16 protein-coding genes are annotated in these 18,157 nt (G+C 46.2%); 2 read left to right on the plus strand and 14 right to left on the minus strand.

Annotation, left to right across the window (positions count from 1 at the left end):
- Window positions 1-816 precede the first annotated feature (816 nt).
- Window positions 817-3,417: an FtsX-like permease family protein gene (locus I8U27_RS09920; protein WP_181751903.1), complete on the minus strand. Its 2,601-nt coding sequence runs from the start codon at window positions 3,415-3,417 to the stop codon at window positions 817-819.
- 163 nt (window positions 3,418-3,580) lie between these two features.
- Between I8U27_RS09920 and I8U27_RS09925 the strand changes: the two genes are divergently transcribed.
- Entirely contained in the window at window positions 3,581-4,276 is a 696-nt protein-coding gene (locus I8U27_RS09925; protein ID WP_181751904.1) for a response regulator transcription factor, read from the plus strand.
- Window positions 4,276-5,694: a sensor histidine kinase gene (locus tag I8U27_RS09930; RefSeq protein WP_181751905.1), complete on the plus strand. Its 1,419-nt coding sequence runs from the start codon at window positions 4,276-4,278 to the stop codon at window positions 5,692-5,694. Before I8U27_RS09925 ends, I8U27_RS09930 begins: the two co-directional genes overlap by 1 nt.
- Window positions 5,695-5,867: 173 nt before the next feature.
- Here the strand turns inward: I8U27_RS09930 and ggt are convergent, their stop codons facing one another.
- From ggt to I8U27_RS09995, 13 genes are all read right to left on the minus strand, one after another.
- Window positions 5,868-7,475, minus strand: coding sequence for a gamma-glutamyltransferase (gene ggt, locus I8U27_RS09935; protein WP_198065865.1), 1,608 nt, complete (start codon window positions 7,473-7,475; stop codon window positions 5,868-5,870).
- A 36-nt stretch (window positions 7,476-7,511) separates the two neighbouring features.
- A complete protein-coding gene (locus tag I8U27_RS09940; protein ID WP_181751906.1) occupies window positions 7,512-8,042 on the minus strand; it encodes a chromate transporter in 531 nt (176 codons plus the stop codon).
- Entirely contained in the window at window positions 8,039-8,626 is a 588-nt protein-coding gene (locus I8U27_RS09945) for a chromate transporter (RefSeq protein WP_181751907.1), read from the minus strand. The genes I8U27_RS09940 and I8U27_RS09945 overlap by 4 nt, the downstream gene beginning before the upstream one ends.
- Before the next feature lie 36 nt (window positions 8,627-8,662).
- Window positions 8,663-9,634 (minus strand): ABC transporter ATP-binding protein, encoded by a 972-nt coding sequence (locus I8U27_RS09950; protein ID WP_269751014.1) that lies wholly within the window; start codon window positions 9,632-9,634, stop codon window positions 8,663-8,665.
- Window positions 9,627-10,613: an ABC transporter ATP-binding protein gene (locus tag I8U27_RS09955; protein WP_181751908.1), complete on the minus strand. Its 987-nt coding sequence runs from the start codon at window positions 10,611-10,613 to the stop codon at window positions 9,627-9,629. The genes I8U27_RS09950 and I8U27_RS09955 overlap by 8 nt, the downstream gene beginning before the upstream one ends.
- Window positions 10,614-10,623: 10 nt before the next feature.
- Window positions 10,624-12,150, minus strand: a complete 1,527-nt coding sequence (locus I8U27_RS09960) for a glutathione ABC transporter substrate-binding protein (RefSeq protein WP_181751909.1) — start codon at window positions 12,148-12,150, stop codon at window positions 10,624-10,626.
- A gap of 22 nt (window positions 12,151-12,172) precedes the next feature.
- The gene (locus I8U27_RS09965) at window positions 12,173-13,075 is read right to left on the minus strand and encodes an ABC transporter permease (protein ID WP_181751910.1); all 903 of its coding nucleotides are present in this window, start codon (window positions 13,073-13,075) and stop codon (window positions 12,173-12,175) included.
- A gap of 17 nt (window positions 13,076-13,092) precedes the next feature.
- On the minus strand, window positions 13,093-14,034 hold the full coding sequence (gene nikB, locus I8U27_RS09970; RefSeq protein WP_181751911.1) for a nickel ABC transporter permease: 942 nt from the start codon (window positions 14,032-14,034) through the stop codon (window positions 13,093-13,095).
- 24 nt (window positions 14,035-14,058) lie between these two features.
- Window positions 14,059-14,535 carry an Lrp/AsnC family transcriptional regulator gene (locus tag I8U27_RS09975; RefSeq protein WP_181751912.1) on the minus strand — a complete coding sequence of 159 codons (477 nt, stop codon included), beginning with the start codon at window positions 14,533-14,535 and terminating at the stop codon, window positions 14,059-14,061.
- Window positions 14,536-14,797: 262 nt separating this feature from the next.
- On the minus strand, window positions 14,798-15,190 hold the full coding sequence (dhaM, locus tag I8U27_RS09980; RefSeq protein WP_181751913.1) for a dihydroxyacetone kinase phosphoryl donor subunit DhaM: 393 nt from the start codon (window positions 15,188-15,190) through the stop codon (window positions 14,798-14,800).
- The gene (dhaL, locus tag I8U27_RS09985; RefSeq protein ID WP_309506128.1) at window positions 15,187-15,819 is read right to left on the minus strand and encodes a dihydroxyacetone kinase subunit DhaL; all 633 of its coding nucleotides are present in this window, start codon (window positions 15,817-15,819) and stop codon (window positions 15,187-15,189) included. The genes dhaM and dhaL overlap by 4 nt, the downstream gene beginning before the upstream one ends.
- Window positions 15,820-15,831: 12 nt before the next feature.
- The gene (gene dhaK, locus I8U27_RS09990; protein WP_181751914.1) at window positions 15,832-16,830 is read right to left on the minus strand and encodes a dihydroxyacetone kinase subunit DhaK; all 999 of its coding nucleotides are present in this window, start codon (window positions 16,828-16,830) and stop codon (window positions 15,832-15,834) included.
- Window positions 16,831-17,456: 626 nt separating this feature from the next.
- The gene (locus tag I8U27_RS09995) at window positions 17,457-18,137 is read right to left on the minus strand and encodes an N-acetylmuramoyl-L-alanine amidase family protein (RefSeq protein ID WP_232345354.1); all 681 of its coding nucleotides are present in this window, start codon (window positions 18,135-18,137) and stop codon (window positions 17,457-17,459) included.
- Window positions 18,138-18,157 lie beyond the last annotated feature (20 nt).

An 18,157-nucleotide genomic window follows, 5' to 3' on the forward strand; every position in this document is an offset into this window, starting at 1 on the left:
ATATGAGCGATGATCATCCCACTGGTAGTGGGTTTGTTCCTGTACGTCATGGTATGAGGTTCCAGTGGCGAATCAATCTCTCCGACCGGGTAAACCCATGAGAGTGAGTAAATATGGGACCAGAATGCTGGTAACAGGCGTTTCGCCCATGCGGGTAGATGCAACATGAGTTGTAGAACTGCATGGGAAGACAGCCCTGAACTTGAGAGTTGTCCAAAGCAGAAATGAATGGAGGGCGTTAACTACCCAGGAATCCCATGGGGACCATCGGGAGTGCCTGTGGTGCTTCAGCCGTGTAGAGTCTCAATGAACATAGGATACAATTAAATGTGTTGTACTCGGAGCAATAATGGTTTTTGATTGAGTCTTGCACCCCGACAGCCTCTCCCCTGTTACTGTGTTTCATTTTTTAAGATTTTATACGAAAAGGTTGAATTAGACCGGTTCTTCCGATCAGAAGCCCGGTATGAAATCCATTTTTCGTATTTTTGTGATTATTGATGATTTTAAAGTGTTTTGCCAAACTTTCTATTAGAACAAATATTCCTTTTTCAGGTGAACTTGATTGCAGACCAGAGGCCGCCGATAAACTTGAAACTCAGACGGTAAACCTTAGGCAAACAATTAGCGCACCACTGATTGCAAATGCGGCACTGCCGATAATACTAAACAGTTCTCATGTCACTTTCCACCACTTCAATCAGTTATAATTACTATTTGTACCAGACTATTCTATATCCTGATAGAGGTTTTAAATAATAATTTGGATCTAGAAATACCTTCCTCCGGCTGTTTTTCATTCATCATTTTTCCGGATTATCCGTGTTGCAAGGTGCGGATCAAATCCTGTTTGCCCATCCAAAGCGAAGGCCCCAGTGAAGCAATAATCCCAATAAACGGGCTTAGGATCAAACTTCCCAACACCCATTCGGTTGGAAACGGAAATATTTTGGCCTCCAATCCTGCCAAAAGATGATATCCCAGCGTAATCCCGGCAATGATACCCACCAGCCCGCCAGCTGTGGTAATCATCATTCCCTCGATGACCGCTAATCGGACAACCTGTCGCGGCGAGCTTCCGATCGCCCGCAGAATGGCAAATTCACGGATACGTTCCCTTAATCCGCCTGCCATACTGTTCATTAAACCGAAATAAGCCAGTCCTGTCATCATGGCGATTGCTGCCAACAGCAGCGCCCATCTTTGCCTGAATTGCTGCTGCACCTTTTTCCACTCCTCGGCCCGGTCATACAAGATTGAGTTTGAGTAATTGGGATTTTGTAATAAGAGTTGGGTTTGATTTTGAATAGACTTTTTTAATGAAGGACGTTCAATGGTATAGTAAATACTTTCCAGTGTATTAACACCAAAATTCCTGACTATAAAAGCAGGATCTGTATACATACCAAATTCGTCTTTGGTGTTAACCGGAAGAATTTTAATAATTCCCACCACTTTGAGAGTAATGGTTCTGGGCAGTTTCTGTTCAGCCAAATCTGCATTTATTTTAATTTTTTCTGTATCCCGGATCACTTTGATTGAATCTCCCAACCGGTAGCCAAACGTTTCAGAAGTTTTTTTGGTGATAACCACTCCACCGCTCCGCAATTTTTTTTGATCCCATGTACCCTCAATCAGGGGGATGGGAGTGAGTTGATTTATGTCATTCATCTGTAAGCCGCTTAACCCTATGGATGCCTGTTTTTGTCCATGGAAATAATGATATGTCGGGTAGTTAGGATCAGATTTTTTTAAATTGAGTGTGATCACGTGTACCCTGGTGTGAAGAGCAGCCGTTTTGATGCCCGGAATTTGTTTCAACTCACTTAACAACCGGGGGTTGAGTCCACCCGGATGATAATAGTTACTTGCACCCGCTGCATGAATAACATAGTCAACCGGATAGTCTTTCTTGTGATCTTTTTCAGCCTGGATCAAGACCGATGTCAACACCATGGTTCCGATACAACCGATCATCACCGCTAACATGAAAATAGCAGCAATTTGTCTGCTTCTCCCCATCTGCCTTAACGCGTTGCGGCCGGCCAATAAGCCTTCAGATCTGAAAAAGGGTTTTAATACGATGCCGACCAGTTGTACTGTCCATTGCAATAAAATAGGCAACCCCATCATGAGCACCAGTGCAAACCCCAGTCCGACAACTACATAAACAATTTCAGGGGCTTTAAACAAATAAGTCAGAGTTGAACAAACCAAACAGGAAAGGAGCAACCAAAAAATACTCCACTTTTTCCACTTTCCCGGCCCGGGCTCCACTTTCACTTCTTGCCGAAACGCTTCGACCGGGGATAACCGGCTCGCTGTAAAGGCTGGAATCAATCCCGTCAGCAGGATGAAAAAATTGGCTCCCAATCCATACAGGGCAACTTTTCCCCAGGGGATTGCAATCCCAACATGCTTGACACCAATGATATTTTCTGTGATCCCCTGTAAGCCATAAGCAGCAGCAATACCGCCTAAGATTCCGGCAGCAGTGGCTAAACCGGCAATCAATAAAGACTCGATCAGAACGATTTTTCCAAGTTGGTTTCTTTTTGCTCCGATTAATCGCAGCGTTGCCAAATCTCTCTGCCGTTCCCGCATCGACATTTGCAGCGTACTGACCACAATAAATGAACCTGCAATGATAACGGTAATTGCGATTCCCTGAACGATAGGGCGAATCCCGGAGAGATTTTCCCGCTCTTGATCCATAAAACTACGCTTATTAATCTCCGCGTCGGGAAGGATCTTCTTCAATTCTTTCACTACTTCTTCTTTTTGTTCGGGACGGTACAAACTGATAAACAGAACAGTTGTTTTTCCTTGCTTACCAGTCGCTTGCCGGAGCCATTGCAAGTCGAAGACGGCTGTAGGACCTGCTTTTTCTTTTCGTTTAAGCGCTCCGGAAATCCTTACTTTTTTCTTTCCGTACGGAGGAAATGGCATTTCGATCACACTTCCCACCTGCAAATGCTTCGCTTTTAAATCATCTTCATAAAAAGCCACTTCTCCCTGTTTTGGGAAACGGCCCTGAACAATTTTTTCATGAATGGTAGCGAGCATCGAAGGGTTAATCCCTACGTACAGGGGTTGGTCCATGATCTCAGGGAGGTTCTGCTGTTGACCGATATAGGGATATAAGACTTGGTCTGCCCTTTTCACCCCTGTCAGTTGCATGATCCGACCTACCTCAGCATCGCTCAAACCCAACTTTGATGTTTGATAACCCACTCTGAGATCATCTTCCCCATATTTTTGCTTAACTTGTTCCTCAACTGAATTTTCAATGGAAACCATTAAAATCTGGGAAACTGTTAGCAGCATTATACTGAGAGAGACGCCCAGCACAGAAAAAATGGCTCTGCCCCTGCGAACACGAAAAAATCGCCAGGCAAGCGCAAATAATCCCTTCATTCATCAATCACCTCTTCCCTTCTCATCCGATTGGATTTTGATTATAAATGGCAATGATCAACTTCTTATCGCAGATTTATAAACAAAACATCAACTGTTTTTCAATCACTGGCAGATTTGCCGTTATATTTGCCATAATGGAATCGTAATGGGAGGGAACGAAATGAAACAAGCAACGGTTCTTATCGTGGATGATGAGATAGAAATTGTGGAATTGATCCGGGATTTTTTAGAAGCGGAAGAATTTCAGGTGATCACAGCGCATGATGGAAAAGAAGCTGTCAAAATGCTACAGGAGCTGCAGATTGATTGCCTGTTGCTTGATGTCATGATGCCGAAGCAATCAGGATTCGACACTTGCCGGGAAATTCGGCAGAATAGTGATGTACCAATCCTTTTCTTGAGCGCCCGGCAGGAAGATACAGATAAAATCAGGGGCTTAAGTCTCGGAGGGGACGATTATATCGTCAAATCAGCAACCCCTGGGGAAATTGTCGCCCGCATCAAAGCGGTTTTGCGCCGTACCCGGAAAGAGACGCGGCTACGAAAACCGGCCCCCCTCCGTTTTGGTGATCTACTTGTAGATTTGTCTTCCCATGAAGTCTCGGTAAGACAACAGCAAATTCCTTTAACTGCCAAGGAATTTGAACTATTGCGATTTTTGGTTGAAAACCCGAGACAGGTATTCACCCTGCAACAGCTTTACGATCAGGTGTGGCGAGAAGAATATGGAGACCTGCATACCGTGCGGGTTCATATTGCCCGGATCCGTGAAAAAATAGAAGAAAACCCAGCGAAGCCCCGTTGGATTCAGACGGTTTGGGGAATTGGCTACAAATTTGCCGGTGGTCATACATGATGAAAAAAAAGTTTTCCATTCGCACTTGGTTTGTATGGATTGGCTTACCATTAATTTTTATAGTACCGACATGTATCACCTATGGGGAAGTTTTTGTCCTTGTCTCCTTCTTTGACGATACAGATGAAGCCGTCACTCAACTCAACAAACAAATGGAGGCAGATCAAACATGGATCAACCAAAATATTTTAAACCAACCAATGAAATGGTCAGATCCATCCTGGCAAAAAACGGTTACAAGTAAACTGGAACAAATGAAAGTTCAGATCCGGTTGTTGGATCCGAAAGGGCAGCTGGTATTTGCCAACCGGCACCACAACGAACAGCAAAAGGTTCAAACAAATCTTTTTGAAGAGTATCCCGTCTATCAGGATCAGCAATGGAGAGGAACCGCTTATATCAGCTATCAACTAAGAGCACGTACAAACAACGATCAAAGAACAAGTGCAACTCAAGAAATACTGCTCTCTTTCGCAAAATTCAGCCCGGTTATTAGCTGGTTGGTTACTTTTATTATCATGCTGCTCACCTGTCTGTGGTTTATAAATCAGTCTATATTGAAACCATTGGCCAGTCTGGGGAAAGCGGCCAGGATGGTTTCCAGGAACAATCTGCAATTTCATCTTCCCGGCACCCATATCAAAGAAGTAGCCCAGGTGCTGGAAGCATTTACAGCCATGAAAAAGGCGTTACATGCTTCGATTGAACGACAGGCTATAATTGAACAGGAAAGAAAAATGTTTATTGCCTCTATGATTCATGATCTTAGAACCCCCCTGTTTTCCATCAGGGGATATCTTGAAGGGATTCAAACGGGAATTGCCTCTACTCCGGAAAAGGTTAAGCACTATGTACAAGTTTGCCAGGAAAAGGCGAACACTCTTGATCAATTGGTCAATGATTTATTTACCTATTCCAAGTTAGAACATCTGGAGCAATCCCCTGAGTTACAAACCACTGATCTGGTTGATCTCATTCGGACAGCTCTTGAGGGTTTTGACCCGCTTGCCAGGAAAAAGAATATTTCCGTTTCATTTCGACATGTTGTTGATCATTGTATGATTCCGGGTGATTCACATTTACTCGCCAGAGCAATTAACAATTTGTTGGATAATGCCCTTCGCTTCACCTCTTCCCATATTGAGGTCGGCTGTCATTATAAAGATGAAAATTCTGTGCAGATGATCATCTCGGACAACGGTCCCGGATTTACCTCCCAGGATCTGCCTTATCTTTTCTCGCCGCTCTATCGGGCAGAATCTTCCCGAAACCGGAACACTGGCGGTGCGGGTTTAGGATTGGCGATTGCCAAAAGAATCGTCGAAGCACACCAGGGAAAAATAGACGCTTTCAATCGTCAACCAGGTGGTGCATGTTTTGTGATCGAGCTTCCTGCAGAACGGCAAAATGAGAAATAAACAACCTTTTTCAACCTCGAAAAAAACTTTTAAATTAGATATTCACCTAATTTCATATGTGTCTAACAAAAAACGAGCCTGCAGTCACAGATTGGGCTCGTTCCTCAAACAATTTTTTAACCACGGTTTATATGGGAAAATTAGAGCTTCTTTCTTTGAATGCCAGATTCCCTCTACCAGGCCGCCACAGCTCCGTCTGTCCGGGGTTCTGTCCCACCTGCCAGAACTCCGTCTTGATTTCTCCAGATAATCTGCCCACGGCCAAATCCTCCTGAGTCAGGCGCAATCCGGATATCGTGTCCGCGTGCGAGAAGGTCCTGGACGATATGATCAGGCACACTTCTTTCCACTTCAACAATTTTTCCTTCTTTCCATTGCCAACGGGGAGCATCTAAGGCAGACTGGGGATTCATGGCAAAATCGATGGCATTGACAATTACTTGTAAATGGCCCTGCGGCTGCATGAACCCACCCATGACACCAAAGGGACCGACGGCTTGATCCCCTTTGGTGACAAAGCCGGGGATAATTGTATGATAAGTTCGCTTTCCAGGTGCTAAACAGTTGGCATGATCAGGATCCAATGAAAAAGTGTGGCCTCTGTTTTGCAGGCTGATGCCTGTTTCCGGAACAACCAGTCCCGATCCAAAGCCCATGTAGTTGCTTTGAATAAACGAAACCATATTCCCTTCGCCATCAGCCGCAGCCAGATAAACGGTCCCTCCTGTATACGGCTTCCCGGCCTGTGGCAAAATCGCCCGTTCGCCGATTTGTTTCCGCCGCTGTTCAGCGTACGATTCAGATAATAACTCTTCCACTTTTACTTTCATACGGTCCGGGTCGGTAATATACTTCAGGCCATCAACAAAAGCGAGCTTTAAAGCCTCCATCTGTAAATGATAAGTTCTGGCACTCTCTTTCTCGAACAGATCAAACCCTTTCAGGATATTGAGAGCCATCAGGGTAACCAGTCCCTGTCCATTGGGCGGAATTTCCCAAACATCATATCCCCGGTAGTTGACCTTAATGGGTTCCACCCACTCCGGCTGATAGGACTCCAGATCCTCCTGTGAGAGATATCCGCCGTATTTTTGGGAAAAATGGACGATTTTCTCCGCCAGTTCTCCCTGATAAAATGAGGAAGCTTTCGTTTCAGCAATCAATTTTAAGGTATTGGCATGGTCCTGTGAACGCCATACCTCCCCCGCACGGGGCGCCCGCCCTTTCGGAGCGAATGTATGAAACCAGTATTCAAATTCAGGGCCTTTTAACACTTCTTGAAAGATTTGAACCGCTCTTCCCCAATATTTACTGAGAATCGGTGAAAGCGGATAGCCTTGTTCAGCATATTCGATCGCAGGTTGCAATACGTCAGACAACGGCAATTTCCCAAACTTCCCGGACAATTCTGCCCAGGCTGCCGGGGCGCCCGGAACTGTTACAGGCAGCCACCCGAACTTGGGCATTTCTTTAACCCCTTTGCGGGCCAGTTCCTCCAGGGAGATTTTTTTCGGGGACGGGCCGCTGGAATTTAATCCGTGCAAACGGCCCTCATGCCATACCAGAGCAAAAGCATCTCCTCCTATCCCGTTGGATGTGGGTTCCAACACTGTCAGAGCGGCTGCAGTGGCAACGGCCGCGTCGATGGCATTCCCCCCTCTTTTCAGTATTTCTAAACCGGCCTGGGCGGCCAACGGCTGAGAGGTTGCCACCATTCCATTTTGGGAGTATACCGTCATTCGCTGTGAGGGATAGGGTATATGCAAAGAATTAAACTTCATACATAGGCCTCCTGATCTTTAAAGTGTAAGATGCCTCTACGCCAGAAAAAAGAATCCGTAAACAAGCGAGCCCGCAATCACCCAGGCAGGATGAACATTCCACTTTTCCATCAGCAAGAGACTTGCCAGAGAGAGGAAAAACGTTTGAATAAAACCGATATCCTCAAGAGAACTATCAAAAAAATCGAAAGCCATCAACGCTAATAAAATTCCAACAACAGGCCGAATCATCATGGTCATCCGTTCCACTTTGGGAGAACGCCTGTACCGGTACAAAAGAGCCAACAAAAAAATCATGGCCAGCAAAGAAGGGCCAACAGTCGCAAACAAAGCCACAATGGCTCCCAGGGGGCCGGCGATTTCATAGCCGACATATCCTGCCATCTTGGTGGCGATCGGACCTGGCAGGGTATTCCCAAGGGCTAACAGATCTTTAAATTGATCTTGAGTCAACCAATGATAATGATTGACCACTTCATGCTGAATGAGGGGGATGGCTGCCGGTCCTCCTCCGTAACCCACGATCCCGGGGATAAAAAAGGCCCAGAACAATTTCCAGTAAATCATCTTTTATCTCCCTCTCTTTTCGCCAAGTTCTTTTGAGAAGGAAGCATTTTTTTCTCCTTAATCAAAAGGGTGGAAATCAACAATATCCCTATGACTACCGCCGGATGAATGTCCAGCAATACGATGGCCACCGTACTCGCCGCACTGATGAAAACGGTTAACCATTTATAATGGTTTGACCAGGCTTTTTTAAAAAAGGAGTAAGCAAGGACAGCGAGCATCACTGCGACTACCGGACTGACGGCATGAGTGATCCCCTCAAAGCGAGGGGAGTTTCTATAGGCTGCGAATATTCCCAGCAGAGCGATCATCAATATAACAGTTGGCAGTACCATGGCACATAAACCTGTGAGACATCCTGCCACACCGGCGACCCGGTAGCCGATATACCCTGCCATTTTTGTGGCGATCGGACCGGGTAAAGTATTTCCGATCGCCAGAATATCACTAAATTCTTCATCATCCATCCAACCAAACCGGGTGACCACTTCCCGGTGAATCAACGGGATGGAAGAGGGGCCTCCTCCATAACCAAGCATTCCTGCCCGAAAAAAAGCAAGAAAAATTTGGTAAATTTGTTTCATAAAACAACATCCCCGTTCCCATTCAGGAATCAAAGTCTATCTTGCATGACAAGCAATCCAATGATCCGGCGCCAGTTCTTTCCAATCAGGCTTAACCTCTCTACATACCGCCTTTGCTTCCGGGCAACGAGTATGAAACGGGCATCCTGCCGGGGGATCTGCCGGACTGGGTAAATCACCTTTCAATAAGATGCGTTTCCTTTTCCGTCCGGGGATGGGCCGGGGAACAGCAGATAAAAGAGCCAGGGTATACGGATGCTGCGCTTCTTTAAACAACGTTTTCACCGGTGCCAATTCCATCGATTGACCCAAATACATAATTAACACCCGGTTACACAAGTGGCGGACGACTCCCAGATCGTGGGAGATAAAAAAGTAAGTCAAGCCGTGCTTTTCCTGCAACGAACGCAATAACCGCAATACCTGGGCTTGAATGGAAACATCAAGTGCTGAGACAGGCTCGTCGCACACAATCAGTGAAGGGTTTAAAACCAATGCCCGGGCAATCCCGATCCGTTGCCTTTGGCCGCCGCTGAACTCATGGGGCAAACGGTCATAATGTTCTGCTCCAAGTCCCACTTCTAGCAGGTACTGCAACACTTTCTCTCTTCGTTCCCTGTGTTTCAAACCTGTTTGGTGAATGATGAGCGGTTCCTCCAGTGCGGAACCGACTGTTTGGCGGGGATTCAAAGATGCAAAAGGATCCTGGAAAATCATCTGCATTTTTTTGCGAATAGGTTTGAGGGATCGAGCCGGAAGAGAGGCAATATCCTGTCCATCGAATATCAGCTTCCCGTCTGTCGGATTTTCCAAGCGGAGTAAGGTTCGGCCCAAGGTAGATTTTCCGCAGCCGGATTCACCTACCACTCCAAAGGTTTCACCCGGGTACAGTCGCAAAGAGATCCCATCAACCGCTTTTACCTGCCCGGTTACCCTCCTCAGCCAACCACTGCGGACAGGATAATATTTCTTGATATTCTCTAATTGAAGAAGCGCTGTATCACTCATGGCTGCATCCAACCTCCTTTTCCCCGAGCCAGCAACGAACCATGTGTCCTTTTTCATAGACAAACTCCCCTGGAAACTCGGTCACGCATCGGTCCATCGCTTCTGAACAACGGGGGTGAAAAGGGCATCCCTGGCGAATGGAGCCCGGCTTGGGCAGGCTGCCCGGGATCGATTCCAACTGATACTCCTCTTCATCCACATTGGGTACAGAGCGCAACAGTCCCCGCGTGTAAGGATGCTTTGGATGATTGAAAAGAGTTTCAACATCCCCCTCCTCCACTGCTTTTCCCGCATACATCACCAGTACCCGGTCTGCCGTTTCCGCCACCACGCCCATATCGTGCGTGATTAAAATCACTCCCATTCCCGTATCATCCCTCAATTTCAGAATCAAATCCAAAATCTGCGCTTGAATGGTCACATCGAGAGCGGTTGTGGGCTCATCAGCAATCAATAATTTGGGCTGGCAGGCCAGCGCCATGGCAATCATCACCCGCTGGCGCATCCCGCCACTTAACTCATGGGGATACTGTTCCATCCGCTTTTGCGGATCAGAGATTCCCACCTGTGCAAGCAGTTGAATCGCTTCTTGGTAAGCCTCTTTTTTTGAACAGCGGCGGTGGATCAGCAGAGGCTCCATCAACTGAAAACCAACCGTAAACACGGGATTAAGCGAGGTCATCGGCTCCTGAAAAATCATCGAGATCTGATTCCCGCGGATTTTTCGCAACTCTTCCTGATCCAATTTCAGAAGATTGGCTCCGTTAAACTTGATCTCGCCGGATGTACGGGCTGATGAAGGCAGCAGCCCCATCATTGACAGGGAGGTCAAACTTTTTCCACAACCCGATTCACCGACAATACACAGGACTTCCCCCGGCTTTACAGAAAATGAAACTTCCTGGACAACAGGGATTTCAGTCCCTGCGTCCAAGAAAGAAACTCGTAAGTTTTGTACATCGATCAGTGAGTTTTGCATCCAATCCCCCCTACTTAAAGGAGACGTCCTTCAGGTACCATTGTCCCGTTGGATCGACTTCCAGACCTTTTACATTATTTGCCGTGGCAGTTACAACCACTCCGTGGTGCAGTGTCACCCATGGGGCTTGTTTCACCAGCAGTTGGTTTGCTTGATGAAGGGCTTCAAGTCGTTTTTGCTTATCTGTTGTAGTGCGGGACAGTTGAATCAGTTGATCAGCCTCCGGAATAGCCGTCTGTGTCCGGTTGGATGTCCCGATGTTATCGGAGTGCAAGTTTGGATAGAACAGTTCACTTCCGTCTCCCGTACTGTTTGTCCATGCACCAATCACTAATTCAAACTGTCCCTGTCGGGTCGTATCCAGATAGGTACCCCATTCTAAAGTCTGAATCTTCACATCTAACCCAGCCTTTTTCAATTGACCCTGGACCAATTCGGCCAGCTTGGGATAATTTCCGGTGTTGGAAGAAGTGATTGTAAGGGTTTTGCCCTCCAACCCCGCTTGTTTGATCAATTCCTTTGCTTTTTGTAAATCATAGGGATAAGCTTCTTTTTCGATCTCCGGTTTGTATCCAAATACTTTGGGCCCAATAAGCCCTTTGGACGGTTGCGCCAATCCCTTCATCATATCCACAATTTCATCCTGATTGATCGCATGGGCCACTCCCTGGCGAAGAGTCGGGTTATTGGTCGGCGCTTTTTTCATGTTAAAGCCGAGATAGTAAACCGGGGTTCCCTCATTGGTCACGATTGAAATATTTTTGTTTCTTTTTAACCGTTCCAACTGCTCCGGCTGTAAATTGTCAACCATTTGTACCTGGTTTGTTTCCAGCATTGAAATAGCGGTTGATAATTCGGGAACAACACGGAACTCTACTTCTTTCACCTTTGCTGTTCCATCCCAATATTTATCGTTAGCTTCCAAAATTAAATGATCTCCCTGCACCCATTCTTTCAGCTTATACGGCCCCGTTCCCACCGGTTTTTTCATCAGGTCGCCTTTTTTGTCCGCAGTCGGACTGACAATCGAGGCATTGGTATGGGCCAAAGCCGCCAACATCGCTCCATACGGTTCTTTGGTTTTAATCACAACGGTATGCTCGTCTTTCACTTCAATCTGATCAATGGGTTTCAGTAATGAACCTCGAGGAGCAGCAGTTTTAGGGTCACGCAATTTATCAAAAGTGTATTTCACAGCTTCTGCATTGAAAGGAGTCCCGTCGTGAAATGTAACGCCTTTCCGCAGTTTAAACACCCATGTGTTCGGGTCGGGATTTTCATAAGACTCAGCCAGCTTCGGCTTGATTTCCATTGTTTTGGGATCACGGACCACCAGAGTTTCGTAAATTTGGTTAATCGCATTTGCAGAGGGAGTATCATTGGTCATAATAGGAGACAGCCCCACCACATCGGCGGTGGATGCATAAACCAGTTTCTGATTTGAAGCGCCGGGTTGAGCAGGAGTACATCCTGCTGCCAGCAAAGCGACGATTGAGCAAAAAGTAACCAACAGTTTAAAGCCCTTTCTCCTTACCATTTATCATCTCTCCTCACATCATTTAATGTTCTGTCATCTTGGGATCCAAAGCATCACGCAATCCGTCCCCGACAACATTAAAGGCAAAAACAACCAACATGATCGCAATACCGGGAATAATGGTCATATGGGGAGAAGTCCACATAAAATCTTTCCCTGAAGCGATCATCGCCCCCCACTCCGGTGTCGGCGGCTGGGCTCCTAATCCAAGAAAGCTTAAGGATGAGGTAGAGAGGATCGCCGTAGCCATTCTCATCGTTGCAAAGACGATGATGGGTGCAGTACAGTTCGGCAAAATATGTTTAAACAAAATTCGCCCGTCACTCGCCCCAAGCGCGCGCAGGGCTGTCACAAAATCCTGGTTTTTGAGTGACATCACACTTCCCCTCACCACACGGGCACAGGAAGGAATGGACCAAATACTGATGGCGATCACAACGTTGACCAGGCTTGTTCCCAGCATGGCGATCACTAACATCGCCAGTAAGATCCCCGGAAAAGAAAACATGATATCCATCAATCTCATTAACAGGCCATCCAACCAACGGTAATAACCAGCTAACAGCCCGATGACAACCCCTCCGACCAATCCCAAAATGACTGAGGAAATCCCTACGATCAATGAAATACGGGAACCATAGATAATCCGGCTCCACATATCCCGTCCATATTCATCCGTCCCCAGCCAGTGCCCCTCCGTCCCCGGCGGCAACTCTTTTACAGAAAGCTCCTGTGCAGTTGGATCATACGAAGTAAGCAGAGGTGCAAATAAGGCCATAAAGATTTGCAAACCGATAATCACCAATCCCAGACAAGCCAGTCGATTCTGAATCAGACGCTTGCCTATTTCTTTGAAGCGCTTGCCCCCCTCTTTATTTTCGGGTACAGGTGTTGAATCTAAAGAAACAGATGAGTTGTTTGCCATGCCGATCCCTCCCTTCTTTATTCATATCGAATGCGCGGATCTACAATTGCGTATAAGATGTCGACAAGGAGATTGACCAGAACAAACAGAGTGGCTACTAAGAGAACCGACCCCTGTACCATCGTATAGTCCCTGGCAGCAATCGCCTGAACCATCAATCTTCCCACACCGTTAATGGCAAAGACCTGTTCGGTGATAATCGTCCCCCCGAGCAAGAAGCCAAAATTTAAGCCAATGACCGTAATCACAGGAATTAATGCATTACGCATACAGTGGAGCAAAATAACACTTCTCTCTTTGACTCCTTTGGCTCTTGCAGTCCGAATATAGTCCTGACGGATCACTTCCAGCATGGCGGAACGTGTCATTCTGGCAATCAGCGCAGCCGACCCCGTGCCCAGGGTGATCGCCGGCAGAATCAACTCTTTGATTCCTTGAACCGTCCACGGTGCCGCCGTCAAGCCCGCCACAGGAAACCATTGCAGATAGACGGAAAAAACCAAAATCAGCATACTTCCCAGCCAAAAATTCGGAATAGAAATCCCGGCGAGTGCACCGACTGTACTTAACATGTCCAGAGATGAATTTTGCCTGATCGCGGAAATGATTCCTGTCCCGACCCCGATTACTGTCGCCACTACAATACTGGCGATGGCCAGATTCACAGTGTTGGGAAACCGAATCATAATCGCTTCCGCTACCGACTGCCTGGTTTGGTACGAATACCCCAGATCTCCGTGCAAAACGTCGTTAATATAGCGGAAATATTGCGTCAATATAGGATCATTCAACCCTAAATCCGCCCGGATCGCCGCAATTTCCTCTTTCGTTGCAGTCGGTCCCGCAATGATACTGGCAGGATCACCGGGCGCAAGATGCAGAGAAATAAAGAGGATAAAGGAAATTCCCAATAGTAAGGGAATAAGCTGTAAAAGTCTGCGAAAGATTAGCCCGGCCATTCAATCCCTCCTTATTCACGGACGTTATTTTACAAAGTTGTAGCTGCTTTTCATCTTTTTTAATACTGGCATTACATTTGTCTTTTGAATGCCTTCGATCTTGTTTAGTTTTTGAATGATCCACTGGGAAAGATCTTCATAACTTCGGGTCATCACTTCTGCAAAAATTTGATACTCCCCCGTGATCAATACCACAAAACGGACTTCATCCATTTCCTTTAACTGTGCCACCACCTCCTCCAAAGAATGCTGTTCAGCCGCTAAAAGAACAAAAGTTTGGACATTTAAGCCTACTTTGATTGGATTAATTACTCCGACTAAACTTAATATTCCGCTTTCTTGCATTTGCGCTACCCGCATACGAATGGTGCGCTCAGAAACACCTAATATTTCGGCAATTCTGGTAAAAGGCATACGGGCATTTTTCTGTAACATCAATGCAATCTCGCGGTCCATTCCACTTAACTCTTGAGAATCGATACAATTCTTTTCTAATTTCATGCAAGCCTCCTAATATCGTATTATAATTTGTTAAAAAAAACGAAATAACACCTTATTTGCATTAGATTGATTCGATATTTTTATTATTTCAAGTAATAATAATCGAAATCCAATCGAATTGCAACTATATTTTTTCGGTTTACGAAAAATAAAAAGCCGGCCTCCGATTTAAGAGACCGGTTTTTAAAGATGCGAATATTGATGAACATGGCCGCCGCATTTAGCTTATCCAGCCCGGATGGGCTAAAAGTCCCTTCCTCTATTACAGCAATTTTACCAGTGTTTTAGCCTTTTCCGCCGAATTCAGGACTTTATCCAGACCACTGCCGCATCCGGATTCTACGACTGCTGCATAGCTTCCTTCAACCAGGGGGGCATCGGCAATCTTTACCTTTTTATTCTGTTCCAGCCACTCGATCGCCATTTCCGTATTCATGAGCGCACTGCCAATGTCAAAGAGCACCACAACCCCTCTGTCCGTACAGACAGATTCAATCGCTTCCTTGATTCTCACAGCGCTGGTACCCAGCTCATCTTCATCCGTTCCACCAGCGACAGCAATCGGCACCTCCGATTGGACCTGCCGTAAAAATTCCCGCAGTCCCTCAACCAGAACCCTGCTGTGGGAAACCAGTACAATCCCTACATAACTCATGTTCCTTTTTCCCCTTTTAACATTGTCAGGCAAAGGGCTTCAAACAGATAATAGGAGGATACCGCTCCGGGATCCAGGTGCCCGGCCGATCTCGGGCCAAGATAGGAAGCACGCCCTTTTTTAGCTTCTAATGGCCTGGTGTTTTCCATCTGTTGATAAGCAAAAGATTTTAAACTTTGCCAGGATAGATCTGCAACATATTCAGCTACATAGGATGAAACCGGTTCCCATACATCTAACAGAGTCTTCTCTCCGGGTGCCGCTTTGCCCCTCATTTTGATGCCGTTAACTGCTTCATGTAATGCTTTTGAAAATTCGTCCAGCGAAACCTTTTCTTTCCCTTTAAACACAGATGCCATTTTTATAAAAGCGGTACCATAAAGCGGACCGGATGCTCCTCCGACTTTGGAAAGCAATGTCATCGCGATATTCTGGCACAAAGCCCCAATATCCTGATTCAACTCCCGGGAAATCTTGTTTTGCACCTCCGCAAATCCGCGCGCCATATTGATGCCGTGATCACCATCACCAATAGCTCGATCCAGCTCTGACAAGTAATCTTTATTTGCCTGGATGGTGTGATTCGCTTTCAGCATCCATTGAGCAAAGTCCTGTACATCAATTCCCACATTTGATCCCCCTTATTCCTTCTTCCAGGCAACCGTATGAGCCGGAGCTTCTAATAACTCTGTTAATTCGTCATCCAATTTTAACAGAGTCACAGAGCAACCTGCCATTTCCAGAGAAGTCATGTATTCACCAACAAAAGTATCATGAACGCGGATCTCCTTCTCATTTAATATTTCAGCTACTTTTTTGTTAATGATATACAATTCCATCAATGGGGTGGCACCAAGTCCGTTGATCATGACTGCTACTCTGTCACCTGAAGCCAGCTTCAGATCATCGAGAATATGTGAGACCAGGGTTACGGCAATCTCATCTGCGGACGCCATCTCAGCCCTTTGAATACCAGGCTCTCCGTGGATACCCATTCCGATTTCCATCTCATTTTCACCGATCTCAAAGCCCGGCTTTCCCGCTGCGGGAACCGTACAGGGACTGAGTGCCATTCCCATGCTTCTCACATTGTTGATCACTTTGGAGGCAACCCTGTGCACATCCTCTAAAGAAGCCCCCTGCTCAGCAAGAGCACCGGCTATTTTGTGAACAAAGACTGTCCCGGCAATCCCCCTGCGCCCGGTTGTATAAGTGCTGTCCTCTACAGCTGCATCATCATTCACGACCACTTGTTTGACGGAAATTCCTTCTGCCTCTGCCAATTCAGCAGCCATTTCAAAGTTCATGATATCGCCTGAGTAATTTTTTATGATAAGTAAAACGCCCTGTCCACGGTCCACTGCCTTAATCGCTTCAAAAACCTGGTCCGGTGTCGGTGATGTAAACACTTCACCGGCAACTGCTCCGTCCAGCATCCCTTTTCCCACAAACCCTGCATGAGAAGGTTCATGACCGCTTCCTCCCCCGCTCACCAGGGCAACTTTTGCCCGTGCAGGAGTCTCGTTGCGAACAAGCACAGTGGTCCCCTGTAACCGCTTTAATAAGTTCAGATGAGCAAGTACCATTCCCTCAAGCATCTCATGTACGACCTTTTCAGGATCGTTGATTAATTTTTTCAAAGAGCACCCTCCTCCGGCTATCATACTGTGAAGACTGAAAGAATGTAACCTGGGCGTGAAAAAAATAGTTGATCTTTCTTTATTATACTAGTTTCTCAAATTGAATAACTTACTCATCCCAATAAAATAGCATCCCTATGTTTTTTTATCCCACCTATTTTCAGAGACATACGATATGAGCCGTTACGATCAATGTAGTAAGAAAATAAATTATCAAAAATGGACAATTTATAACCATATCCCGGTACCGTACTGGACGAAACTTGCCAGCCGGCAGGTGGTGTACGTGTACAGATCACTTTATTCGGAAGAACAGGCTCAGCAAATACCCGGATGGAACATTCTCCATTGATATTGCCCCGACAGCAAATGCAGCTCCTGGCCCGGCCGGGTTTTCCGCTTGTACCTTTTGAAAGTACGATTTGTACAATGGGAACCACTCAAATGGTTGAATGCAATTCGCAAGAGCCACCAAGGGTGAAGTCATTCTGAATCACTCTATTATAAAATCAGTCACCCAAAAGTTTTCCGGGTGACTGATTTTATGAATTTCACCAGAAAAAAATCCCTTTAAGCAAACAGCAACTCATCTGCGTTTTGCTGTCTGTTTAAAGGGGATCATATAGCTACTCTCTTGGTTTAATCATGATCTCCTTTGCCCCTTTTTTGATCGCATCGGAAACGGCATCAAGGATTTTCCCCTCGTAAGCAGTGTCAATCACCGGTTTCCCGTCCACTGTTACCCGATACATTGGCTTGGGAGCAGGCGGTTGTTCGGGCACATACTTCACCCCAAAGTATTCACAAACCCCTTTCGCCGTTTCAACAGCGCATTCTTTCTGAAATGCGGGGTCAATCATCCGCTTAGCTTCTTCCAATCTTGGATCATCCATAAAGCCGTATTCAATTAATACCGCCGGCATCTTTGTCTCACGCAATACATGGAAATTGGCTGATTTTACCCCCCTGTTTCGCTGTTTTGTCCCCTGGATTACATATTTGTGAATCAAGTTGGCAGCCCTTGATCCTTTACTGCTTCCCGGGTAATGGTAGCACTCAACACCCTCTCCGCCCCCGGCATTATAATGGCACGAAACATACAGATCGGCCCCTTTTGAATTGGCCAGGTTTGTACGGTCAGCAAGAGGAGTATCCTGATCTGTCGGTGCTACGAGCAAGGTACGGAAACCACAGCGTTTTAGCTCCTGATCTAAATATTTAACTACCGCCCTGTTAAATTCATTTTCCTTTATCACTCTTCCCCCTAACTGCGGGATCGGCGGAGTACGTTTACCGGGTGTATTCATTCCATGCTAATGTCCATCGT

The sequence above is a fragment of the Paenactinomyces guangxiensis genome, from assembly GCF_016055185.1.
Lineage (GTDB): Bacteria > Bacillota > Bacilli > Thermoactinomycetales > Thermoactinomycetaceae > Paenactinomyces > Paenactinomyces guangxiensis.